Source organism: Parabacteroides distasonis (assembly GCF_004793765.1).
Classification (GTDB): Bacteria; Bacteroidota; Bacteroidia; order Bacteroidales; family Tannerellaceae; genus Parabacteroides; species Parabacteroides distasonis_A.
This window is the reverse complement of sequence record NZ_SRYM01000003.1, coordinates 1-24549: the sequence shown is the minus strand read 5'-3', so window position 1 is coordinate 24549 and position 24549 is coordinate 1. Positions and strand designations below refer to the sequence as shown.

The following is a 24549-nucleotide window of genomic DNA, read 5'->3' as shown; positions in this document are numbered from 1 at the left end:
GCTATCTTTATCTAAACCCTTACCTTTGTGGCAGAATTCAAATAACAGAAAGATTTATGGTAACAATTGGTACGCCCAAATCGGCTACGGCAACTAAAGTAGTGCTCTGTGGCTCGGGTGAATTGGGGAAAGAGTTTGTAATAGAGTTGCAGCGTTATGGCGTGGAGGTAATCGCCTTGGATAAGTATCCGGACGCTCCGGCCATGCAGGTGGCGCATCGTTCCTATGTGGTCTCCATGCTGGATGGCGATGCCTTGCGGGAGATCATCGAGAAAGAGAAACCGGATTATATCGTGCCGGAGGTGGAGGCGATCGCTACCCGTACCTTGATGGAACTGGAGGAAGAGGGATACCATGTGATTCCTACCGCCCGTGCCACTTGGCTGACGATGAACCGTGAGGGAATCCGCCGCTTGGCGGCCGAGGAGCTGGGCTTGCCTACCTCGCCGTATCGTTTCGCCGAGACCGAGGAGGAATTCAAGGAAGCGGTGAAGGTAATCGGTATGCCTTGCGTGGTGAAGCCGATCATGAGCTCGAGCGGACACGGGCAGAGCGTGGTTCGCAAGGAAAAGGATATCGATCATGCTTGGCAGTACGCCCAAGAGGGCGGACGTGCGGGAGCGGGTAAGGTGATCGTGGAAGGCTTCGTGGATTTCGACTATGAGATTACCCAGCTGACGGTTCGTCATATCGGAGGAACGTCTTTCTTGGAACCCGTGGGACATGTTCAGGTGGATGGTGATTACCGTGAGTCTTGGCAACCGCAAGCCATGAGCCTTGCCGCTAAAGCGAAAGCCCGTGAGATCGCCGGTAAGATCACCGAGGCCTTAGGCGGACGTGGCATTTTCGGCGTGGAATTATTCATCAAGGGAGACGATGTTATATTCAGCGAGGTTTCCCCCCGTCCGCACGATACCGGAATGGTGACGATGATTACACAGGATTTGTCTCAATTTGCTTTGCACGCTCGTGCGGTGCTGGGCTTGCCGATCCCTAATATTGCGTTTCACGGAGCGGGAGCTTCCCGTGCCGTCGTAGTGGAAGGGGATAGTGACCGGTTGGCTTTGGGCAATCTGGATAAGGTCTTGGAGCAACCCGATACGCAGATGCGTTTCTTTGGAAAACCGGAAGTGCACGGACATCGTCGTATGGCCGTCTTGCTGGCCCGTGGTTTGGATGTGACGGAGGCGAGGGAGAAGACTGGAATGATGATGGAACGTTTAAATGTTAAATTGTGATCCTTCCTAGGATAAATGGACGTTTTGGTGTGTGTTGTGAATGAAATGTGAATATTTGCAGGCCTATTTATCTGTCAGAATAGTTTATTTTTGCCTCAGGTTTTTAAAGAGGTATTTGATAATCTATAAACGCAGATTACATATGTTTGTTTCACTAAAGAGTGAAATCTGATTGCCGAGAGTTTGTTCTTATTTTATGAATACAACGAATGGAGATATGGGCGTTGATTTGAAACGCTCTATTTTCATTATCGGTGGCGATAAAAGAGTGAACAAACAGATCATAGCAGGGTGGGTTGATTTAACCAAACAGACATCCTTATCTCCTTTCGCCCACCCTAGCTATTGTTCTTATTTTACATGGATTCCTTTTGTATTTCTCATTGTTTCCATCACGGCATGCGTGTCTATTTGGACCTTTTCTTGTATAAACTCCGGGAGATTGTAAGTCCACAACAGGTCTTTATAATATTTTACGGGATTTCTTTGCGGCAGGAGGAATGGTTTATGGGCCGTACCGCTATCATCGATATAGGTGAAGAACGGACGCGTGTATAATCCATCCAATCTGCGGCTGCTGAATACCATCCAACGGTTGTTGCGGCTCCATGAATGATAGCTTTCTCCTTCGGGGCTGTTCGCCTCGGTCAGCGGGTACGTCTTTCCGTCGGATAGCCGGATCATATATAGTTCGGCATCTTTATGCCAAACACCGAAGCCGCCATATTCCTGTAAGGTGAAAGCCAGATATTTACCATCGGGTGAGATCCGAGGAAAGGATACGCTTTTGTGGTTGGTCCGGCCATTATATAAAGTATCTACTTGCTGGCCTAGAGTACGGGTTTCCGGGTCAAAGTCTACACGACATAGGCTATAGGTCATTTGTCTGAAGTTCTTGGAAATAGAATCTACGGCGGCGGTCGAGCTGAAATAGAGGCTCTTTCCGTCGGGAGAGAATGCGGGGAATATTTGCCACGCGTCTTTGGAATTTAACGCTTCGCAAGAGAATATCTCGTTCTTCTTCACGTCGTAGATCACGATATCGGAGTTATGATCCAACACTTCCAGCGTATTGGGATTATTGATGAAGAAGTTTTGGTAGGTATCGCATACGGTGGCCGCCAGATAGTTACCATTCGGATGCCAATACATGTATACAAAGTTTGAGACAGTCTCGGGTGTCTTGGTATTTATCTTGGTTATTTTCTTTCCATCAATCAGTACGGAACCGGCGTGTTTGCCTCGCATATGGAAAATCATTTTGTCCGGGTTCCCGGAGGAAAACGTGTGGCAGTTTACACAATTATAGTCGGTTAAGCTGTTCTCGTAAATCACGCTTTGGTCATAATTCTCCAAGTTTCGTTGATAGATGCCCATCCTGTTCCACATATCATTGCTCAAGGCTAATAAGCGATAGGCTATATATTTATCAATGGAATCATTTACGATGTCCATATGAAAAGGTATATAGGCATTCCATTGGCCCTGTATGCGTTTAGCGATGGTCAGTTTTATTTGCTTTCCGGCATTCTCTTTCAATAAGGCTTTCCATCTCTTTTGTGGGATCTCAAAGAGCCCCTCATCACTATAAACTTGGAATTGGGTCTTTTCCCCTTTAATGATGAGACAGTGCTCACTGCTATCGGCGATAGAGAAATTGAGTGGGGCGATGTTTACAGGAATGGTTACATCCTTGTAATCCGGATAAATGGTTATTTCCTCATTTAAGCTCTTGGTGATCTGTATGTCACTTTTGGAGCATGAAACCATCAAGGCGATGAGAAAAAGGAAAAAATATCGGTTTGTATTCGTGTAAGTCTGTTTTTCCATATGTGTTTTTATTTTGAGAGTATCAAATAGTACCAAAAAGTAGGTCGATAGTCGGCTATTCCAGCCGCTATATCTTGTCGGGCATGCCTTAGCCCCAATACACGTTGCTTGAATAGCGAGAACTCGGACAGGACTTTATCGGTTACCCCATACTTGCGGCAATAATCCGGATCATGCTCCGCATAAGAGATCACGGCCTGTTGCAAAGGCTCGGGCAATGTAGGGAGTACTTCCGTTCCACTGAATCTTTCAACAAACATTTTTATAGCGGGCAGGTCTTTCGATAATAATAATATGCCGATCGTATAATCCAACGCGGCTTTATTCTGGGGATTCTCTTCCAATATAATCATCAAGTTATCAAACAATCCGATTATATTGGCGAAAAGGTCTTTGTCGCTGGATAGACTTTTTCTTTTTGTCCCTAATTCCGGGTCGTTCTCCACCGCTAGGTCATTATATAAGAACTTTCGTTGCGAGGAGGCCCATTCATGATAGGCCCATGTCTTTTCCAATAGGGATATAAACTTCTCGGCTGCGGGATACTGTCCGTATATCAAATGGGATTTTATTAATAATTTGGTCATGACGGGACTGCCGTGTGTAATTCCCACCGAGGTACCAAAAGCGAAATTGTATGCCAAAGACGTGATTCCTACATGGTAGTATATCTGGCTGAATAGGAAACTTTCTTCTATATGCGCTTGATACTTTGAGACCAAAGATTGTATTCCGCTTTGCGGGTATTTGAATAAATCAGTCTGTATCACCCCTTTATGCGATAAGGCAAGGTTTAGGCAATTCAGGTGTAAGTAGTTATTATAGTTCAGATCGGCGGATGAGATTATGGCGTCCCATTGCTCGGTATCTATGTAATGAAACATTTGCATCAACGTATAGAAATCTTTATTCCTCTGTTGAAGAGCCGTTTGCGTATAATACATACCGGATAAGGCAAGTAGTGCTACGGCTACTAAAGCTTTTAAATAGGTTTTTATGTGATCTAAATAACGTGATAGGAAGAATAGAAACATAACGAGTAGCGCTACTTGCCAAGAGAAGCCGTAGAATGGTTCCAGCTCAATGAAATATTCTACGTAATCTTTCATCCAAAATACATAGTCATAATCGGGTTTACTGCCTCCTAAGACACATAGGGAGCCTACGATAAGTAGCAGCAGCAACGGGATGAAGCTTGCGTACCAACGTTCGCTTTTTTGTAATACGTCAAATAGTAAGCTGCTAAGGACGAATAATATAGCTACAGATCCCATCGTGTAAAACAATCCGATAGCCAGCAAGCAACCAATTAAGGTACGGTACGTCCAATTAAATCTTCGTGCGCTGTAACTATATACGTTAAGCGCCAATGACCAAAACAACATGGCTGTCAGTCCTTCATAATGATAGCTATCTTTCATTAGGTAAAGATATTGGAATAGGATGGGGAGAAAGGCCAAGGGCATAAGATATAATGCCGGATGTATCTTTCGTAAGGTCAGCCAGAATAACCAACCAGAGACTCCACCGATCAAGGCAGTCACCAGCGATCCGATCAGCGGCACCTTGAAGAACTGTATAATAAATTGGGAACAAATCGTAGCCAATCCTCCAATTGTCTTAAGTATATTCAATACATATTCACTATCGAACAGGAAGATCTGCTGTTGTTCCCGGTAGAAGAAGGTTGCTTCTTGAGTGGCTTGTAAATGTAACCCCAGAAGGCAGGTGCACAATAAGAGCAGAAGAATAGGTATGATCTTTTTGCTTGAGTTATTCATGTTCTTTTTACTTTATGTATGTTTCCCAGATTCGATCTATTTATGATAAGTAACGTCAACCCCCTTGCTTTCCTTGGCAAGTTTGCTGATTTTCCGTATGTTAGATGATACTTTTCCCGTGATAAATTCGGGTATGTTATATGATTTCATGAACCGGTGGTAGAAATCCGTATCTTCCTGTGGTAATAGGAACGGTTTGGAGGCATTTCCGTTCTCGTCGATATAGGCGAAATAAGGTCGGGTATATAATCCGTCGATTCGTCGGCTGCTGAAAACGATCCATCGGCTGTTGCTACTCCATGAATGATAACTCTCCGTGTCTGTGCTGTTCGCGTTTCGTAAGGGATGGAAAAAACCACTCTCGATATCCAGAAGATATAAATCAGCGTCTTTATGCCAGATAGAGAAGTTCCCGTAGCCCGATAAGGTGAATAACAAGAATTTCCCGTCGGGAGAGACACGGGGAAAAGAGACACTTTTTCCATTCTCTCGTACATTATATAATGTGTCTATCTTTGATCCGAAACTCCTTGTTACCGGATCAAACGCTATGGAGCAAAGATTATACTTTACCTCCGAATACTCGTGGGGCATCGAACGTGCCTCGGCGGTACAGAAATAAAGCGTTTTTCCGTCGGGAGAAAAGGTAGGGAATGTCTCAAAAGCCTCTTTCGTACGAATGGCGGGAGTACTGATGATCTCATGTTTCTCGGTATCGTATACCACTACATCCGATTGGCTATCGAAAACCTCGATCCTGTTTTTGTCATTGGAATGAAAGCTCTGGCTCGTTTGGTTTACCGAGAATGCCACGTATTTCCCGGAAGGATGCCAAGAGGGATACACCAAGGGGGAAATCGTTTGCTCCGTTTTCGTGTTTAATTTCTCTATTTTACCTCCGTCTATTAAGTAAGTCCCGGCGTATTTATCTCTCATGTGGAATAACAGCTTGTTGGGGTTTTGCATACAAAATGAATGGCAATTCATGCAATTTTGTCCACTGTGTTTATTTTCCATGATGGGACTTTGTTCGTAGGTTTCCAGGCTCCGTTGGTAAATACCCATCTGGTTCCAAAGTTCATATCCGGGCTCTATCAGACGGTAGGCTAGATAGGAGTCCATAGGTTCCTGTGCGATAAACAACGAGAATTCCGGATAGCTCAGCCATTCCTTATCCTTCGCATAAAGTTTTACTTGTATCGTTTTGCCTGTCGCTTTCTTAAGTAGCTTTTTCCAGTTGGCGGCAGGAATATGGAATTGCCCCTTTTTTTCTTTCACCTGCAACTTCACTTCCTCAAAACAGAAAACAGCGAACGCTTCCGTATGTGCATTCTGTATCTTAAAATTCAGAGGAGCGATATTATTCGGTATCGTTACATTTGCGTAATCTGGGTATAATATCGGTTTCTCTGAGGTTTCCTTGCTTACCGGAATCGTGTCTGAACATGAAAATATCCCCAGTACGATAAAGCATACACATATAATATATAGATAGTACTTTTTCATGGCAATGAATCATTTAAGAAGGTAATAAGACCAATAGGTGTCTCCAAAAGAGTTTTTTATCAATTGGGGTAGCTGTGGGTTATTCCGGTTCTGCAATACAAGATTCCTGTAACCTGTGAATTTCCGGATGACATTTTCGGACACGTTGAACCGTCTCCAATAATCCGAGTCTTTCTCGGCTAGTAAAATAACCGCTTCCTGGAAACTCGTCGGAAGGGAAGGAAGTGTAGATGTTCCGTAATATTTCTCAATGAATGTCTGGAAAGATTTCATATCCTTGGATAAAAGGTAGATGGCTCCGGCAAATTGGATGGGAATCTGATTCTCCGGGTTTTGTTCTGCCCGGATCAATAAATCATGTTCTAACCCGTTTACACCGGAAAGGTTGTTACGAAGGGGAAGTCCTTTTCGTTTAAGCCCCAGTACCGGATCTTCTTCTATGGCTTTATCATTATATAGGAATTCCCTATGTCGTTTCGCCCAATCATGATAAGCGTAAGTTTTCTCTAATATATCGATGTACTTCTCTGCGATTGGATATGTACCGTAAATCAAGTTGGTTTGGACTAGGCGTTGTAGGTTCCGGGGATTACCGGCCCCGATCACGGTGACATATCCTTCAAATGCCATCTCTTGCGATAAGGCGATTTCTCCAAGCGTAAAATAGGTGTCGCTAAGTAAGGTCGATACGGAAGAAGTCTTATTCCAAGAGGCTAATAATCCTTGAGGTCCGTGTTGATCGAATGCGAACATTTGGTTTCCTAACTCGCCTTTCTCTGCAAGGGCGTTGTTTAGGTAAGTCAAGTATAAGTAATTCTTGATCGGACCTTGGCAGTTCCGGATGATTTGATTCCATTGTCCGTTTCGGGCATAATAATCTAGTTCCTTTAGTTGATAAGATTTTTGATCATTATATCTTGGTATCCCGAACCTGCAAAGTGCGAGAATTATGATAAGTTGTACGGATACCTCTATCCTATCTCTCTTTTTCGAAGTGCCTTTGGGCCATGTGAATGCGAAGATCAGCGAAAGCGGCAAACTGACCCAGGAAAAATATATGACATTCGGAGCTTGTAAGATCGGATGATAATAGGCATCCGGTAGGAATGCGAAATGATAATCGGTGACGACTGTCGCCCATACGCTACCGGTCGCTATGAGTGTAAACTCGATGGGGATCACCAAGAAGATAACTCCTTGTTTGAATTGGCCGAATAATTCCTTGATGAATGCGCAGACCGTGAATAATCCGGCTATAGGCCCTCCTATCCAGAAAAGTAGAGGTGTGATAAATAGAGCCGTAAATAATCGGAATCGAAAGTTATTGATCCGTATCCACCCATTCAAACAAAGTAGGCAAATTAAAAAGGCCACTGTTCCTTGTAGTAAGTAATTGAAATCGTATTGAGCCAATAATAAGGATAAGACGGGGAGTAAGTAAATCAGATACAATTCTTTTTCCGGGGTGATTTGTCTTACGACAGTCCTCATGGTAAGCCCTATGCCGGTAAGCAATGCGGCAAAGATAATGGGGCCGAGATAAGGGGTGATAAAGAATTGTGTCAAAAATTCCCCGATGACCGAAGATAAACCTCCCGGATAACTGATTTTATCCGCAAGATAGTCTCCGGAAAATTGGAATAGTTGAAGCTGCTCGATATAAAAGAAATGAAACTTGCTGGTTATTTGCAAGAAAAAAACTAATAGGATAAACAGGATCAAACCGAAGAATGTTTGTTTATATCTCATGAGTGGAAAATACTTTTTTAATGATTTAACCTATAACAAAGATAGTATTTTTGTCGGAAATAGGGGCATTAGGAGTCATAAAAACAGGGGAATTGTGCCCAAAAGAATTTCAGTATTCTTTTTGTGGAAGATACTGCCTAGGGCAAGTAATATATACCGACTTGGCTAACGCAGTATATATTACTTGCCCTAGGCAGTAGTACTGCGTTTGGTAATTGTTTTGATTGGTTGCACTGTCTGTGTATGGACTTCGCTAGAAAGTTAAAAAAGCAAGCCGGGCATATCAACATGCCCGGCCGCTTAAAATAGTTAACCTAATTGATTATTTCCAGTTTTCGTTTTGAACCAAAATACCATTCATCAGCTGGATCTGTTTTTGAGGAATGGGTAAAGTTGCCCATTTCGGGTTATAATATTTATTTATGTACTTACCCAAATACTTAGATTCATAAGAGACAAAGTTATTCAGCTCATCTGCGGCGATATTCCAACGTACCAAATCAAACCAACGATGACCTTCCAATGCCATTTCGATTTTACGTTCCCAACGTAAAGCTTTGGTAGCCGATTCTTTGGTAGCGAACTGTGAAGCCGGATATAGACCGATACGATAGTTTGCCGCTGCGTTCACACCTTGTGTTCCACTGATCTTATTATCAAATATATAAGGAGATGTAGCCTCAGCCATTGTTGTCTCATCCGCTGCGTGAACATAAGCTTTAGCCGCACGTTCACGGATTTGATTGATATATTGACCGGCCTCTTGTGGTTTACCTGTCTCTATCAATGTTTCAGCATACCATAATAATACGTCAGCATAACGGATTAAGTGGAAATTCTTGGCCGATGACGCACTTTCAGTCGATACGGATAGACTTCCTTGGTCTGCTTTCCGAGGAATATTTTTCTTGTGCAAATACGGTCCACCGTTAGAAAGCTCACGAATCCAGCCAGAGATGGTTGTAGGAATAGACCAATCCCAATAAGGCACGTTGAAACGCCCTACGGTAAAGTCCAAACGAGGGTCGGTATATACCGTTAGATCTGTGTGAGGTACAGATGCTTTATCTATCGTAGTTAGAGGTGCTACATTTTGATAAGCGTTATTCATTTCTGGTAAACCAGACTCATTTACGATATGAGAGTTGACCATGTCATAAGATGGTTGATAGAATCCCCAACCTCCTGTACCTAATGCTCCTTGGAAACCTACGTGAGGAGCACCGTTAATCGCATTGGTGTTTGTTTGTGTACCTGAAATAGCCATTTGGATGTCAAAAACGGATTCTCCAGTCCAGTCAGACTCGCCGGCGAGATATAATTTCTCGTAGTTTTCCGCTAACTGGTATTTCGTACCGTTATTGTCTTTGCCATTTGTCATAACATCTTCAAGGATGGTTTTTGCTTCGACCCAATGGTTGCTTGTTCCGTTTGTTCCGTTGTAGGGCGAAGATTGGTAGATTCTCAACTTCGCAAGGAAAGCGGCGGCAGCCCATTTGTTTACACGTCCTTTATCTGTAGACCATGTGTTGGGTAGATTTTCATAAGCATATTGGAAATCCTCTGCGATATTATCCCAAATATATATATAATTTCCACTTTCGTCTACGTTGGATACTTGGGGGTTTACGCTTTCGGCCAAATCCTTGTCTGTAACGTAAGGAATAGCTGCTCCAAAGATCTTGACTGCCTCAAAGTGCCAAAACGCACGGAAGAAGCGAGCCTGGGCGATTGTCTCGGTCAAAAAGTCCTTGCTTTCGCCAGCGATGGTAGATAAAGAATTTGCTTCCTCGCCTTTATTTGCTACATTTATCACGTTGTTTGCCATAAAAACACCGTTATAACAGCTTCTCCATTTGTTATTTAAATAACTATTGTCTGTCGTGAACGTGTAAGTCTCCAAACTTGTGAAATCCGGTTGGTCCGTGAAGTTGGATCCTTTATTGGCACTTCCGCCCATAATATCACCGTAGACATAGTTACTAAGACTTTGCCAATAGTCATCTCCAGTGTAATCATGCAGTGTGGCATACATACCCGTCATTAGCTGGGTAACACCGGATTGTGTCAAGAAGTCAGGTTCGCTCACCTTTCCTGCCGGTTCCACATTTAGGAAGTCAGAGCAAGATGTCATGCCTCCCGTTGCCGCAGCGACGATCGCCGCATATATAAATAGTTTCTTCATTGTGTTTAAATTTAATTGTTTTCAATTATCATTCTACTAGAATGTCACGTTTACACCAAGGATGAATTGACGTGGCATACCGTATGAGCCAAAGTCCGTACCCATATTTCGGTCGTTAGAACCTCCGGAACCGTTATCCGTGCGTACCTGTGGATCCAGTCCTGAATATCCAGTGATGGTAAATACGTTTGCGACTTGCCCATAAACACGGATCTTCTCCATCTTGATTTTGTTGAGGATCTTCTTGGGAAGCGTATAACCTAAAGTCAAAGTTTGCATACGCAAAAACGAACCATCTTCGATATAACCCGAGTTGGATTGGTTAGCCGCTAAGTCTCCTTCACCTCCTACGGTAGCCCACATCTGGTAGATTCCGTCCGGATTTGTCTCCGGATGCCAAGAGTTGTCGCGGCGATCCTTTGAATAAGCGGATTGTAATGCTCCATAATGGGTATAATATTTATACATGGCAAAGATGTCGTTACCGATGGAGAAGTATAAATAAGTACTTAAGTCGAAACCTTTCCAGCCTAAACTTAGGTTCAAGCCTCCTGTCAAATCCGGATGCGGATTACCGATGAATGTACGGTCATCAGCATCGATCTTACCATCGTTGTTTATATCTTTTACCTTGTACTTTCCTACGAAATCACTAGCGATCAATTTCTCAGGGTCACTTACCGTGAAAGGTAATACTGTTTGTCCATTGTCGTTCTTATAGTTTCTGACTTCGTCCTCACTCTTATAGATGCCGTCTAATTGATAACCGTGGAACATACCTACCGCATGACCTTTCATCAATACGTTCATGTTTGATATACGTGTACCCGTGAAAATACCTGCGTCTGTACCGATTTCGGTAAGTTTGTTTTTGTAGTGGGAAAGATTTAGACCGATTGAATAGTCGAAGTCTCCTACCTTATCCCTCCAAGTCATGTTCAAATCAATACCTCTATTCTCCATATCTCCGATATTGATCTTGGGCTTGCTGGCATTACCTGCTAAGGCAGACCAGTTTGCGTCAATCAACATACCGGAAGTCTTCTTCAGATACCAGTCGAAGTTGATGTTCAAGCGTTGATCTAATGTAGTTAGATCAAATCCTGTATTTAACATCTTGGAAGTTTCCCATTTTGCTTCGATATCTCCTAGGTTGGTCACGCCGAATCCTTGAGCCACGTCTGTATCAGAACCTGTTATGCTGTATAAGTACTTGTTTGCCGTACCATATTGGAAAGCCCAGTTATAGGGATCGATATTTGAGTTTCCTGTCGTACCGTAACCTGCGCGAATCTTCAAGTCGTCTAACCATGAACGAGTTTTCTCCATGAATTTCTCATCAGACATACGCCAGCCTAAAGAAATAGAAGGGAATGTTCCCCAACGATTTTTTTCGGAGAAGCGAGAAGATGCGTCTCGACGGACGGTAACAGTGGCCAAATACTTACCTTGATAAGCATAATCAGCACGACCGAAGATACCGAACATCGTAGTCGTATTGTTTTTGTTTCCATTATTATCCTTATTGTTGGTAGAGCCATTAGCTATTGTCCAGAAGTTTGGATTATCCTCGAATACGTAATCAATACGGCTCGCCTGGATCCAGCGACCTAGACCTTCACGAATAGCCTCGCTACCTAGTACAACTCCGATTTTGTGATCTTCGTTGATCGTCTTGTTGTAAGTGATCGTGTTTGTCCATTGGTATCCTAGGCGATAGTCAGCGCGTTCGTAGAAACTGTTATTAGAAGCCCCCTCCTTATTCGTCATGATCGTACGTTTGTTCATCCAATAGTCCCAACTGCCCATTAACGTGGCACTGAATTGCGTACGGATCTTCAAGTCTTCTCCAAGGTCTTCTAGCGGCTTGATCTCTCCATAGATCATGGATTGCGCACGTAAGAAACGGCGACGATTGTCTTTTTCGTTGTCTACGGTCTGAACAGCTGTATTAGCACGCCCTCCCTCAGAGTTTTGTGAGCCAGAATAGTCTCCTCCAATCGTATAGATAGGTACCCAAGGTTGGATGGAGAAAGTTTTGCCGAACGTGTTATCATCACCTTGGCGACCACGTTCACCGGAATTCTCAATGATTGCGATATTGGTGTTCTGCCCGATAGAGAAATATTTGTTGGGCATGAAGTTTGTATTGACACGTAAGGAATAACGGCGGAACCATGATTCTTTAATTGTTCCCTCGCGGTTCATATAACCCAATCCCATGGCGTAAGTCGCTTTTTCTCCACCACCGGTTACAGATACTTGATGGTCCTGTACTTTTCCAGTCTGCACAACTTCATCGTACCAATCTGTTCCTTTACGAGCCTCCGCTTCCGAATATCCATCTTCTAACATTTGATAATAAGCGGAACGAGACCATGTGTTCTTTCCATTATCTTTATAAGATGCCTTCCAAGCGTCGATCGAACCGAATTGCTCGATGACTTGTTCTTTTGACAAACCATTTGGCTTAATGGCATAAGGCATTGTTAGATGCCCTAAGCCGTCAGCGCCAATTGTACCAAACTGAGAATGTGAGTAAAGTGTATTTCGGTATTTGAGCGCATTTCGTTGTCCTTCCTCTTGGAACTCCATGGCTTCCCAAGCGTTCAATAGACCATAGCCGTCGTTCGCCATCTTCGCCACGCCGAAGTAACCATTATAAGAGACTTTCACCTTATCGTTTTTCTTTCCTTGCTTAGTCGTGATGATGATAACGCCATTCGCTCCTTTCGCACCATAGATGGCGGAAGCAGCTGCATCCTTTAAGATTTGCATGGATTCGATATCGTTCGGGTTTACGGCATCGATATCTACGCCAGATACACCGTCCACGATCACTAATGGGTCGGAACCATTCACGGATCCTACGCCACGGATACGGATCGTAGTCTCACCCAACGGACCGCCACCAGCCTGTACGAATACACCGGCTGCCTTGCCTTGCAAAGCCTCGGCAAAGTTGGATACCGGCGTCTCTTTCAAGTCGTCTGTAGCGACTACAGCCACGGATCCGGTGATGTCTTTCTTCGCTTGGGTACTATAACCCGTTACGACTACCTCGTCCAAGGCTTGAGAATCTTCCACTAACGTAATTTTGATAGAGGTTTGGTTTCCTTTAAGATGCACTTCTTGAGTTACGTATCCAATATAAGATACTACTAAGACTGCGTTTGCGGGCACATTGTCGATTATGGCACGACCGTCCATGTCCGAGATGTTTCCAATAGTAGTTCCTTTTACGACTACGTTAGCTCCAAGGATAGGACCGGATTTATCTACGATAGTACAGGTTACTTGCCGCCCATTTTGCTGTACGCTCATAAGTCCTGTGCTGGATGTTGGATACAAATGATCCGTTTCTGTAGCTAAAGCCGTTCCGGCTCCGTACAGAAGAAAAGAAGCTCCTAAAAGGAAAGGCTTCCATGATACAACATTGCTCATACAAATTAGAATTTAAGGTGTTATAAACTAAAAAATATAAATTGCTCTATTTCTAAATTCACACTCTATCTGCTTAATAAGCACACTCTCTATTATTTACTTTTTTACTTGGTAAACATGTATGTGTGTTATTAATCGTGTAATTTGTTCGTTATGAGTGATTTGTGGATAGGCTATCTATCCAGTTTTCTCATAATTTCAAAGAAACGACTAGTTTAAACCATCGTTTAAATCTTGCGTTTTCAAAGATCTGCTTTTTTTTTTGATACTTACAACTTTTTTATTAATTTTTTTTGCGTATCCCCTTTTTACAATGCTAGATAGCTTCTGATCTTCTCGTAAATACTATTAGAGTCGATTCTTTCTATTTCCATGAATAAAATGGATTGTTTAAACGATCGTTTAGGTTAGTCATTTCTTAGCGATAAATCCTATTCTGTTAATTCGAACCAGACTGCTCCATAGGATGATTTCCCCGTTGAACTCTATGTCGGTACACTTGATCTTCTTCTCCGTAGGGCTGGAGAGGTGGATGGTTACCGATTCTTCCTAGCATTCAAATTCTACACGAGAACTACTTGATGTGTTATAATTCACGATCACATCTCTTTTTCGAGCATTTGTATAATACATATTGCAAAATGTTACACCTGCTCCTGGATTAAGAGTCCACTTATTATGTGTAATTACTCGCAGGAAGTGCACCTCCTGATTGAAGAACTTGAGCCCACAGCCTCCTAATGTCTTGATGTCTCGTACAAATTCGATAAAATAATATTCTCTCAAACGTATCTGAGAAACCTTTATATATAAGGTATAGATTGTTTCTTGTCATACAAGGGATTTCTATCTATTGCTGTGTGGCGATTTTATCGTACATTTGTAGAAATGACGGTTGTTCCATCCGTGAAAACCAATATGTATATTATATAATGTGGAAGAGAAACCGAATATCGAGGCCATACCTTCTCAATACCTCCTCTGCCTGAACGGCCAATGCTCTAAGGGTAGTAGGTCCGAAGAGCGGAAAGTGATCTTGCTGGTATTAAGACGGCACGGGGTGATGGGGGCGCAGAGTTCGATGATTATTTCTACGCATACGACTAATGATCGCTTGCGATGCCCGATAGAGGGAGGCTTGACATGTCGATGGCAATATATGGTTAATGGAATAAATAGTTTGTTAAGTGTATAGATTTAAATTTTATATAAAGGGATTTACCTCTATGGGTACTGAGAGAAAGAAGAACAAGTGAAACAAAGAATAGGATGAGACTGACATATATTTATCATAGTGGCTTTGTTGTAGAGGCCGAAGGTTTTTCTATCTTGATTGATTACTTCAAAGATACGGATACAGATCTGGCTAGAGCGTTTGTGTGTGGAGAGTTGTTGAGGTGTCTGGGTACATTATATATATTGTCTTCGCATTTCCATCCGGATCATTTTAATCCAGACGTGTTGAAATGGAAGGCAGAGAAAGACGATATCAAATATATTTTCTCCAAGGATATCTTGAAACGCCGCTGTGCAAAAGCCGAGGACGCTTTTTATATGAAGAAGGGAGATGTGTATCAAGATGAGCATTTAATGATTAGGGCGTTTGGATCGACTGATGTCGGTATCTCTTTTTTGATTGAGACGCAAGGTAAACAGATATTTCATGCCGGAGACTTGAATAACTGGCATTGGAAAGATGAGTCTACTCCACAGGAAGTTGCGAAGGCTGAAGGGAATTTCCTGAAAGAACTGGATATAATAGCGAAATATACGCAGGCGATGGATGTTGTCATGTTTCCGGTAGATCCTCGTTTAGGAACCGACTTCATGCGAGGTGCCCAACAATTCATCGACCGGATAAAGACCGGTGTCTTTGTGCCGATGCATTTCTGGGAACGTCCGGCGGAGGTCATGGCTTTTGCTCCGTATGCTGAGTCGAAAGGTTGCCGGTATGTTGTCTTGTCTGTTCCGGGCGAAGGAACCGATATATGATATATTGTTAATGTATAGGTTTTTGAAAACATATAAATTTATTTAGGTATGGAAGTTAAAGGTAGATTTGATCATTTCAACATTAATGTGTTGGATTTGGAGAAAAGTATCGCTTTTTATAACAAAGCGTTGGGGTTGAGAGAGCATTATCGAAAAGTTGCGGAAGACGGTTCTTTTATATTGGTCTATTTAACGGATGAGCAAACAGGTTTCTTGATGGAGTTGACTTGGCTGCGTGATCGGAAAGAACCTTATGAGTTAGGCGACAATGAGAGCCATCTTTGTTTCCGGGTAGCCGGCGATTATGATGAGGTACGTAAATACCATAAGGAAATGGGAGCGGTTTGCTTCGAGAATACCGAGATGGGATTGTATTTTATTAATGATCCGGATGACTACTGGATCGAGATATTACCCTAGCGATAATTCCCCCATTATTATATAACAATGTTGCTTAACATAAGTTTTCGAAAAAAGGAGATAAAATGATAGGAATCTGTAAAATTTTCTTCAAATCGTATTGCAACTTGTGTTAAACCTCTTATATTTGCTACCTAGAAAGAGGAAAATCATTATTAATCCTAAATATAAAATCATGGAGAAGCCTTATGTAGTGGGTATCGATATAGGTGGTACCAATACTGTTTTTGGTGTAGTTGACGCAAGAGGAACAATCTTGTATAGTGGATCAATTAAGACTGGTAAATACGCCGACGTTAATGACTATGTAGCAGAATTGGCTAAAGGGTTGAGATCTGTCATCGATCAGGCCGGAGGCACGGATAAGATCAAAGGTGTGGGAGTTGGTGCCCCGAATGGGAACTTTTTTAATGGTTGCATTGAATTCGCTCCGAATTTGCCTTGGAAAGGTAAAATTCCTTTGGCTCAATTGATAAGCGAACAGATCGATGGTATTCCTGTTGCTTTAACAAACGATGCCAACGCTGCCGCTATCGGTGAGATGACTTACGGAGCTGCTCGCGGTATGAAAGATTTTATTGTAATCACTTTGGGTACCGGTGTGGGTAGCGGTATTGTAGTCGGTGGTAACTTGGTATACGGACATGACGGTTTTGCTGGTGAGTTGGGGCATGTTATCATGCGTCGTAACAACGGTCGGCAGTGCGGTTGTGGTCGCCAAGGATGTCTGGAGGCTTATGCTTCAGCTACTGGTGTGGCTCGTACAGCTCGTGAATATCTGGAGATCCGTAAGGACGAGAGTGTCCTTCGTGATTTAGACCCGGATGAAATCACTTCAAAAGACGTGTATGACGCAGCTATGAAGAATGATAAGATCGCTCTTGAGATCTTTGAGGCTACAGGTACGATGTTGGGTGAGGCTTTTGCTGATTTCGTGGCATTTTCTAGTCCGGAGGCTATTATTTTATTCGGTGGTCTTACGAAAGCAGGCGATTTGATCATGAACCCGATCAAGCGTGCGATGGAGAAGAATATGTTGAAAGTATTCGCGGGTAAGACTAAATTATTATTCTCTCAATTGAAAGAGAGCGACGCAGCCGTATTAGGAGCGAGTGCTTTGGGCTGGGAAGTGAGAGACCAAAGCGCTGGTTTGGAAGTCTAAATTTTATTTTACGTGTAACGTTAAAAATATCAGTAAAATAAGGCAAGCCGCATCTATTTAGATGCGGCTTGTTGTTTTTAATAGAATTTTAATCATAGAAGTATGAGACATCCGTTCTATCAATTTCAGTTTTGCCCGGTTTGTGGGGCAAAGGCATTCGTGGAACATAACGAGAAAGCGAAAAAATGTATGGCATGCGGTTTTGTTTATTATTTCAATCCATCATCGGCTGTCGCTTGTTTTATAAAGAATGCTAAGGGAGAGCTATTGTTGGTTCGTCGGGGGAAAGAGCCGGCTAGAGGTACATTGGATTTACCTGGCGGCTTTGTCGATATGTTTGAGTCGGGAGAGGAGGCCGCTTACCGGGAAATAAGAGAGGAAACGGGGTTGCATATTCGGAATTGCCGTTATTTATTTTCCTTGCCTAATTTATATATGTATTCCGGCTTTGAGGTGCATACGTTGGACATGTTTTATGAGTGCTTGGTAGATGATTTCAATAACGTGCATGCGGAAGATGATGCCGCAGAGATCGTGCTTCTTCGCCCGGAGGATGTGGATCCTGAAGACTTCGGTTTGGGCTCTATTCGGAAGGCGGTACCGATCTATCTTGGTAAATATTAATAGAACTTGCCTTTTGTTTGGCACTTATTACTTATATTTGCGATTTAGAACGAATAGGCACTGATGTAAGTGCTTGTATTAAAAAGCAAATGAGTGATGAAAAGAATACTTATTCCGCTGTGTTTGGTAGTAGGCAGCCACATGGCTAGCGGGCAGAAATCGTATCAATTTGATGCGCCAAACCGTTTGTTTGTCGAAGGCAAGGAGTTGTTTAGTTTGAAGAATTATTCAGGTTGTATCGATAAGCTGGAGGCATATAAACAGCATTCCACGGATGCCGACTTGATTCAAGAAGCCGATTATATGTTGGTCTATTCGGCTTATGAGCAAGGTCGTCCCAATGCCGTTGAGTTATTGAAAGATTATTTGGATGTGTATCCGGCTTCCCGTCATGTGGACGAGGTGAATTTCTTGATTGGGTCTGCCCATTTCGGACGGGGAGAGTATCAGAAAGCTATCTTTTGGTTTAACGAATCTAACATTGATATGTTAAGTTCGGAACAACAGGAAGCCTATTGTTTCCGTTTGGCTTATTCCTTTTTACAAACCGGGGATATGGAGAGGGCCTATGGTTATTTTGCACGGATCGAGCAGATTGGAACGAGGTACCGGGAAGCGTCTACCTATTATGTCGCTTATATTAATTATGCGACAGGTAAATACAACAATGCCTTGGTGGAATTTACCCGCTTGAAGGATTTGCCTGACTATAAGGAGCGCTCTTTGTACTACATCACGCAAATTTATTTTATCCAGAATAAATACGAGAAAGTGATCAGCGAAGGCAAGGAACTGCTTGCCTCTTATCCCGATAGCGAGAACAATAGCGAGGTTTATCGTATCATGGGTAATGCTTACTATCATTTGGAAAATGAGAATCAAGCTATTAATATGCTGAGTAAATATGTATCCTCTACAAGTGATCCGCTGAGGGGCGACTTGTACATCTTGGGGGTATGTTATTATAACAAGGGTAACTACAGCAGTACCGTGAACGCTTTGGGGCGGACTGTACGTGAGAACGATGCCCTTTCGCAGAACGCTTATTTGTATCTGGGACAAAGTTATCTAAAATTGAAAGATAAGAACAACGCCCGTATGGCCTTCGAGGCTGCCGCTACCTCTTCTTTCGATAAGCAAGTGAAAGAGGCGGCTATGTATAATTACGCTTTATTGATTCATGAGACCGCTTTCACTGGCTTTGGTGAGTCGGTGACAATCTTCGAGGAATTCTTGAATGATTTTCCGAATTCCAAATATGCCGATAAGGTAAACGATTATTTGGTAGAGGTTTATTTGACTACCAAGAATTATCAAGCAGCTCTGAACTCTATCGATAAGATCAAGCACCCGAGTACGAAGATATTGGAGGCAAAGCAAGATATCTTATTTCAGTTGGGAACGCAGGCGTTCACGAATATGGAATTGGATAAGTCGGTTGATTTTTTCAGCCGTGCGATTTCATTGGGTGCTTATAATCTAGAATCTCGTAACGACGCTTATTTCTGGCGTGGGGAATCTTATTATCGCCAAGGTGAGTATAACAAGGCGATTTCCGATTATCGCACGTATTTAAATAATACCCGCCAACGTAATACGGATATGTATGCCTTGGCACATTATAATTTAGGTTACAGCTACTTCAAATTGAAAGAGTATGGCGAGGCGTTGAATCGCTTCCGTCAATACGTGAATCTGGAAAGCAATCAGCAGGCTCCGGCTTATGCGGACGCTTATAATCGTATCGGCGATTGTTTATTCCATAACCGTCAGTTCGCTATGGCAGAGGAGAATTATACCCGTGCGGCGCAATTGCAACCGTCCGCCGGAGATTATTCGGTGTATCAGAAGGGTTTCTTGCTGGGATTACAGAAAGATTATAAGGGAAAGATCAGCGTGATGGATCGCTTGATCCGTGAGTTCCCGGAATCACAATATGTAGATGATGCCTTGTTCGAGAAAGGACGTTCTTACGTGTTATTGGATAATAATCAAGCGGCTGCGGCAAGCTTTGAGCAATTGATGCGTGATTTCCCGCAAAGCAGTCTGGCTCGTAAGGCCGGCGTACAGCTTGGTTTGATTTATTTCAACGACAATCAACCGGAGAAAGCGGCCGAGGCTTATAAGAGCGTGATTAGCAATTATCCGGGTAGCGAGGAGGCGAAAGTGGCCTTGCAAGACTTGAAGTCCGTATATATCGAGTTAAACGATATCAATTCGTTTGCCGCCTATGCAAATACATTAGGTGGAAATGTTCGTTTCGAGGTGAGTGAGCAAGACTCCTTGACCTATTTGGCGGCCGAGAAGTTATTTATGCGAGGCGATAATGAGGGCGCCCGTCGTAGTTTGACGAATTATTTGCAAACTTTCCCGCAGGGAGCGTTTAGCTCGAACGCTAATTTCTATTTGGCAAGTATCGCTTTTGCCAAGAAAGATCTGGAGGAGGCGAAACGTCTGTTCTCGTTGGTATTGGAGAGCGGTGATACGAAATTCAGGGAAGAGTCTTGGGCTCGTAAAGCTGAGATCGAGTATCTGGATAAGGATTACGCCTCCGCTATGGAAAGTTTCAAACATCTACAGACGGTGGCGGAGAATCCTGAGAATAAAGAGGCTGCTAAATTGGGTTTGATGCGTTGCGCCGAGTTGACAGGCCAGCCGCAAGAGGCTTTGCTTGCTGCCAACGATTTGCTGAAGGAACCGAAGCTATCTCCCGAGATTATGTCCGAGGCCCGTTATGTCCGTGCGAAGGCTTATATTAGCTTAAAGCAGGAGAACAAGGCGTTGGCCGACTTGAAGGAGATCAGCAAGGATACCCGTACGATACACGGGGCGGAGGCTAAATATCTATTGGCTCAATTGTATTATGATAATAAGGATGATAAGAATGCTGAGACTGTCTTGATGAACTTCATCGAGAACGGTACGCCTCACCAATATTGGTTGGCACGGGGCTTTATCTTGTTGGCTGATATTTATATCCGCCAAGGTGATGATTTCCAAGCTCGTCAATATCTGACCAGTTTGCAAAACAACTACAAGGGCGATGATGAGATCGCCGCGATGATCGAAGACAGATTGGGTAAACTAAAGAAATAAAAGAAAGCGATGAAGACTATATATAATGTAAAGGTGTTGTGTGTGGTAGCTTTGCTGGGTTCGGCTGCTGCTGCGAGTGCGCAAGAGGATGTTACGAAAGAAAAGAACCTGAACCGAGAGATGACGCTTGAACGGGAGTATGATCCTTCCGTGCAGGACGCTAGCAAGGTAAATACGCTTCCCGTGGTGAAAGAGCCGGAGGTTCGTAAGATCCCGATCGATTACTCGAATTATACGATCGCCGCCGATCCTCAGAAGGAGATTAGCTTGTTGCCTTCTGGAAATATCATGACGCAGATGGATTACAACAAGCGCCGGGGATATTTTAACTTTGGTATCGGTACCTATCTAAATATAAATGGTGATTTGGGATATCATATCTTGAGTACCGAAAAGGATAAGTTGAATATTTGGTATTCACATCGTTCTACGAATGGAAAGGTGAAATATATCCAGATGGACGATGAGAAGGTAAAGGCGAAGATCAACGATAATCTGGGAGGCATCAATTTCAAGCATGTTTTTGATAAGACGATATTTAGTATCGGTGCGAAGTACGGGTATTCGGCGTTTAATTATTATGGGCTGCCTATTGATGTAACATCAAGTGCTACAAACTCGGATTTATTAAATAGAGCGGATCGAGAAACAAATCAAGTAAACCAGACGATAGCTGCTAATATCGGATTTGAGTCGAAGGAAGACGCACCGTTCGGGTACTTACTGGATTTGGGCTATATAAATTTCTCGCATAAATACGGGTTGGGCAAACCAGCGGATGGTCCTACGGAACATACTTTTGACGCTAAATTCGATTTGAATGCCGGTTTTAACGGGAATATGCGGATTGGCTTGGGTGGACAGGTAGAGTATTTCAACTATAGTTTACCCGGAAAAAAAGAAACTACATCAGGTACCTATTATACTTATGAGTTCGAGAATCATGCGGAAGTAATCCTTTCCCCATATTATAAGGTGGAGGGGGATAGCTGGAACTTGAAATTGGGTGCTAATGTGATGTTGGTGACCGGTGATAATAGTAAGTTCATGGCTTCACCCAATATTGCGGCAGACATAGAGGTGGCAGATAAGACCTTGCTTTACTTAAACGCTGGTGGTAAGTTATATTCCAATAGTATGTATGAGACCTCTTTGGTGAATCGTTATGTAAATCCTACAGAAGAGATCGCCCCCTCCCGTAATTGGTTGGATGCTACTTTAGGTATAAAGAGTGGCGTGGCTCCTGGTTTTTGGTTCGATGTGTTCGCCGGTTATAAGATAACGAGTAGCGATGTGCTTTTCTTGCCGTCGAGAATTTATGATAGAGATCACTTCGGGAATTTCAGCGAGGCTATGTCTGATATTGATACGAAACAGCTTTTTATTGGCGCTAACTTGAAGTATAGTTATCAACAATTGTTCGATGTGTCTTTAAAGGGAGTATATAATAATTGGAAAGCGAATTTTGGTGATACATGGATTGGTGGGGAAGCTAACGGGGAACTAGCCCATGCTTGGGGCAAACCTGAGATGGAAGTGACGGCAGGCTTGACGGTTCGTCCGGTAAAGAATGTCTCCGTATTGCTGGACTATTATTTGGCTACTGGACGTTATACCCAATTAGGTGGAGCGGGCGAGTATAAGATGAACAACATCAACGAGCTAAACCTAACAGGTACCTATACCTTCAACGATACCTTTGGTGTTTACGCAAAATTGAATAATATCCTTTGCCAGAAGTATGAGGTATATTACGGATATCCTTTGCAAAGCTTTAGTGCGATGATTGGCGTAAATATCAATTTCTAACACTTGAAATAGGAAGGATGGGTGACATAAATATCAAACAACTGGAAAGCCTTCGCTGGAGGATGCGGGTGATCGAGACGCTGACCGTGATCGGGACGGCGTGGATCGCCTTGGCGGTTTACCAGAAGAAGGAAGAACTGGTTTATTATTTGGTGGGAGCCGTAGTCCTTCTATTCTTGTTAAAGTATTATACGCAATTCCGTCTGCGAAAAAGACAGTTCGTCTCTAATCTCGTGGAGCAGCGGACGATGGAATTGCGTTTCCAGCGGGATGCGATGCAAGCGGAGTCGGAGAAACTATCCCGTGCCCTTTCTGCCTTGGCGGACGCTCAAGACGAGTTGGTTCGTAAGGAACGTCTGGCATCGATCGGCCAATTAACGAAAGGTCTGGTGGATCGTATCTTGAATCCCTTGAATTATATCAATAACTTCGCTCATTTGTCTGCTGCATTAGCGAAAGATATCAAGCAGAATATCGATGAGGACGAAGAGACCGGTAAACACGATAATTATAATGATACGCAAGAACTGCTGGTTCTTTTGACCGGCAATCTGGATAAGATCGCCAAGCATGGTGATAACACGGTGCGAATCGTAAAAGCGATGGAAGAATTGCTGAAAGATCATTCGGCGAATCGAACCTGCGTGGATATTAATGATTTATGTAAGGTCAATCTGGATATCTTGCGAAAGAATTACGCGAAGGAGATCGAGAAGAATCAAGTAGATCTATCATTCTCCGGGCTTTCCGTACCGTTGACAATCGAGGTGAATATCGATCAGATGGGAAAAGCCTTGTCGCAGATATTGGATAATAGTATATATGCGGTCTTGAAAAAGCTCGGGGAACCGGGATATCAACCTTCTGTCTCGTTGGTATTGCGTATTCAAGCGGATAAGTTGCAAGTGGTTATCCGTGATAATGGCGTCGGTATAGAAGAAACGATAAAGACGAAAGTCTTTTCTCCGTTCTTTACCACCAAACCGACCGCGGAAGCGGCAGGAACAGGTCTTTACTTGAGTCGGGAGGTCGTTTTGAACCATAAGGGTACGATCGCTATCGAGTCGGAGAAAGATAAATATACGGAAGTTACGATTACGTTGCCTATTTATAGTTAGGAAAGGAGGTTCATCATGATACAGGATTTACATACCGAGATCGATCGGTTAAAAAGGCGGATTAAACTTTGCGAGCGGGTTACGCTGGGTAGCTTGGTCGGTATTTGTGTATCTGTGAAGTTCGGTCATCAAGAATGGATCGGATTGCTTTTCTTGATTCTGTTTTGCCAGATCTCTAAGTTGGTTTTCAAGCGGAAACTCAAACAAAAAGAGTATTTGGTAAAAGAGGTAGAGGAGCGTACGCAGGAGATCCGTTCGGAGAAAGACGCGATCCAAGAGGAATCCGAGAAATTGGCGGCCGCATTGAAAGCCTTGGGTGAGGCGCAGGACGAGCTGGTCCGTAAGGAACGGATGGCTACCGTAGGACAATTGACTCAAGGTTTGGTGGACCGTATCTTGAACCCTCTGAATTATATCAATAACTTCGCGAATCTGACATCGGGGTTGGCCAAGGATCTCCGGGAAAATCTGGATAGTCAGAAAGAGCATCTGAAACCGGATGTGTATGACGACTCGGTTGATTTGTTGAATATGATGACCCATTAGTGTCCCATAAAAAATAGGGACTAGTTAAACATTAAATAAATTTGGCCCA

16 protein-coding genes are annotated in these 24549 nt (G+C 43.1%); 10 read left to right on the top strand and 6 right to left on the bottom strand.

From position 1 onward, the window contains the following. Nucleotides 1-56: 56 nt before the first annotated feature. A complete protein-coding gene (purT, locus tag E5342_RS01605) occupies nt 57-1238 on the top strand; it encodes a formate-dependent phosphoribosylglycinamide formyltransferase (RefSeq protein WP_135958682.1) in 1182 nt (393 codons plus the stop codon). A 351-nt stretch (nt 1239-1589) separates the two neighbouring features. Here purT and E5342_RS01600 read toward each other — a convergent pair whose 3' ends face one another. The 6 genes from E5342_RS01600 to E5342_RS01575 all read right to left on the bottom strand — a co-directional run bounded on the left by E5342_RS01600 (nt 1590) and on the right by E5342_RS01575 (nt 13733). After that, nucleotides 1590-3068 carry a TolB family protein gene (locus E5342_RS01600; protein WP_121736553.1) on the bottom strand — a complete coding sequence of 493 codons (1479 nt, stop codon included), beginning with the start codon at nt 3066-3068 and terminating at the stop codon, nt 1590-1592. Between the two features lie 8 nt (nt 3069-3076). Next, nucleotides 3077-4849 carry a DUF6057 family protein gene (locus tag E5342_RS01595; RefSeq protein ID WP_135958681.1) on the bottom strand — a complete coding sequence of 591 codons (1773 nt, stop codon included), beginning with the start codon at nt 4847-4849 and terminating at the stop codon, nt 3077-3079. Between the two features lie 36 nt (nt 4850-4885). Next, a complete protein-coding gene (locus tag E5342_RS01590) occupies nt 4886-6355 on the bottom strand; it encodes a TolB family protein (RefSeq protein WP_135958680.1) in 1470 nt (489 codons plus the stop codon). Between the two features lie 9 nt (nt 6356-6364). Next, nucleotides 6365-8104 (bottom strand): DUF6057 family protein, encoded by a 1740-nt coding sequence (locus E5342_RS01585; protein ID WP_135958679.1) that lies wholly within the window; start codon nt 8102-8104, stop codon nt 6365-6367. A gap of 322 nt (nt 8105-8426) precedes the next feature. Beyond that, nucleotides 8427-10289, bottom strand: coding sequence for a RagB/SusD family nutrient uptake outer membrane protein (locus tag E5342_RS01580; protein ID WP_135958678.1), 1863 nt, complete (start codon nt 10287-10289; stop codon nt 8427-8429). A gap of 36 nt (nt 10290-10325) precedes the next feature. Continuing rightward, nucleotides 10326-13733, bottom strand: coding sequence for a SusC/RagA family TonB-linked outer membrane protein (locus E5342_RS01575; RefSeq protein ID WP_121736548.1), 3408 nt, complete (start codon nt 13731-13733; stop codon nt 10326-10328). 934 nt (nt 13734-14667) lie between these two features. On the opposite strand from E5342_RS01575, the gene E5342_RS01570 reads away from it, so the two are divergent. From E5342_RS01570 to E5342_RS01530, 9 genes are all read left to right on the top strand, one after another. Continuing rightward, on the top strand, nt 14668-14928 hold the full coding sequence (locus E5342_RS01570) for a hypothetical protein (protein ID WP_135958677.1): 261 nt from the start codon (nt 14668-14670) through the stop codon (nt 14926-14928). Between the two features lie 74 nt (nt 14929-15002). Then, nucleotides 15003-15725 carry an MBL fold metallo-hydrolase gene (locus E5342_RS01565; RefSeq protein ID WP_135958676.1) on the top strand — a complete coding sequence of 241 codons (723 nt, stop codon included), beginning with the start codon at nt 15003-15005 and terminating at the stop codon, nt 15723-15725. Between the two features lie 48 nt (nt 15726-15773). Further along, complete coding sequence (locus tag E5342_RS01560; protein ID WP_121736545.1) at nt 15774-16145, top strand: VOC family protein; 372 nt, start codon at nt 15774-15776, stop codon at nt 16143-16145. 175 nt (nt 16146-16320) lie between these two features. Next, complete coding sequence (locus E5342_RS01555) at nt 16321-17307, top strand: ROK family protein (protein ID WP_121736544.1); 987 nt, start codon at nt 16321-16323, stop codon at nt 17305-17307. Between the two features lie 102 nt (nt 17308-17409). Further along, on the top strand, nt 17410-17931 hold the full coding sequence (locus E5342_RS01550; protein ID WP_121736543.1) for an NUDIX domain-containing protein: 522 nt from the start codon (nt 17410-17412) through the stop codon (nt 17929-17931). A 96-nt stretch (nt 17932-18027) separates the two neighbouring features. After that, complete coding sequence (locus tag E5342_RS01545) at nt 18028-21027, top strand: tetratricopeptide repeat protein (RefSeq protein WP_121736542.1); 3000 nt, start codon at nt 18028-18030, stop codon at nt 21025-21027. Between the two features lie 9 nt (nt 21028-21036). After that, nucleotides 21037-22836, top strand: coding sequence for a TonB-dependent receptor (locus tag E5342_RS01540; RefSeq protein WP_121736541.1), 1800 nt, complete (start codon nt 21037-21039; stop codon nt 22834-22836). A 17-nt stretch (nt 22837-22853) separates the two neighbouring features. Beyond that, a complete protein-coding gene (locus E5342_RS01535) occupies nt 22854-23954 on the top strand; it encodes a sensor histidine kinase (protein WP_135958675.1) in 1101 nt (366 codons plus the stop codon). Between the two features lie 15 nt (nt 23955-23969). Continuing rightward, entirely contained in the window at nt 23970-24500 is a 531-nt protein-coding gene (locus E5342_RS01530) for a hypothetical protein (protein WP_246867037.1), read from the top strand. The last annotated feature ends 49 nt before the right edge of the window (nt 24501-24549 follow it).

What these genes read in the sequence shown, in the direction of transcription:
- purT (WP_135958682.1), top strand. Translation starts at nt 57, where the DNA reads ATGGTAACAATTGGTACGCCCAAATCGGCTACGGCAACTAAAGTAGTG.
- E5342_RS01600 (WP_121736553.1), bottom strand. Translation starts at nt 3,068, where the DNA reads ATGGAAAAACAGACTTACACGAATACAAACCGATATTTTTTCCTTTTT.
- E5342_RS01595 (WP_135958681.1), bottom strand. Translation starts at nt 4,849, where the DNA reads ATGAATAACTCAAGCAAAAAGATCATACCTATTCTTCTGCTCTTATTG.
- E5342_RS01590 (WP_135958680.1), bottom strand. Translation starts at nt 6,355, where the DNA reads ATGAAAAAGTACTATCTATATATTATATGTGTATGCTTTATCGTACTG.
- E5342_RS01585 (WP_135958679.1), bottom strand. Translation starts at nt 8,104, where the DNA reads ATGAGATATAAACAAACATTCTTCGGTTTGATCCTGTTTATCCTATTA.
- E5342_RS01580 (WP_135958678.1), bottom strand. Translation starts at nt 10,289, where the DNA reads ATGAAGAAACTATTTATATATGCGGCGATCGTCGCTGCGGCAACGGGA.
- E5342_RS01575 (WP_121736548.1), bottom strand. Translation starts at nt 13,733, where the DNA reads ATGAGCAATGTTGTATCATGGAAGCCTTTCCTTTTAGGAGCTTCTTTT.
- E5342_RS01565 (WP_135958676.1), top strand. Translation starts at nt 15,003, where the DNA reads ATGAGACTGACATATATTTATCATAGTGGCTTTGTTGTAGAGGCCGAA.
- E5342_RS01560 (WP_121736545.1), top strand. Translation starts at nt 15,774, where the DNA reads ATGGAAGTTAAAGGTAGATTTGATCATTTCAACATTAATGTGTTGGAT.
- E5342_RS01555 (WP_121736544.1), top strand. Translation starts at nt 16,321, where the DNA reads ATGGAGAAGCCTTATGTAGTGGGTATCGATATAGGTGGTACCAATACT.
- E5342_RS01550 (WP_121736543.1), top strand. Translation starts at nt 17,410, where the DNA reads ATGAGACATCCGTTCTATCAATTTCAGTTTTGCCCGGTTTGTGGGGCA.
- E5342_RS01545 (WP_121736542.1), top strand. Translation starts at nt 18,028, where the DNA reads ATGAAAAGAATACTTATTCCGCTGTGTTTGGTAGTAGGCAGCCACATG.
- E5342_RS01540 (WP_121736541.1), top strand. Translation starts at nt 21,037, where the DNA reads ATGAAGACTATATATAATGTAAAGGTGTTGTGTGTGGTAGCTTTGCTG.
- E5342_RS01535 (WP_135958675.1), top strand. Translation starts at nt 22,854, where the DNA reads ATGGGTGACATAAATATCAAACAACTGGAAAGCCTTCGCTGGAGGATG.
- E5342_RS01530 (WP_246867037.1), top strand. Translation starts at nt 23,970, where the DNA reads ATGATACAGGATTTACATACCGAGATCGATCGGTTAAAAAGGCGGATT.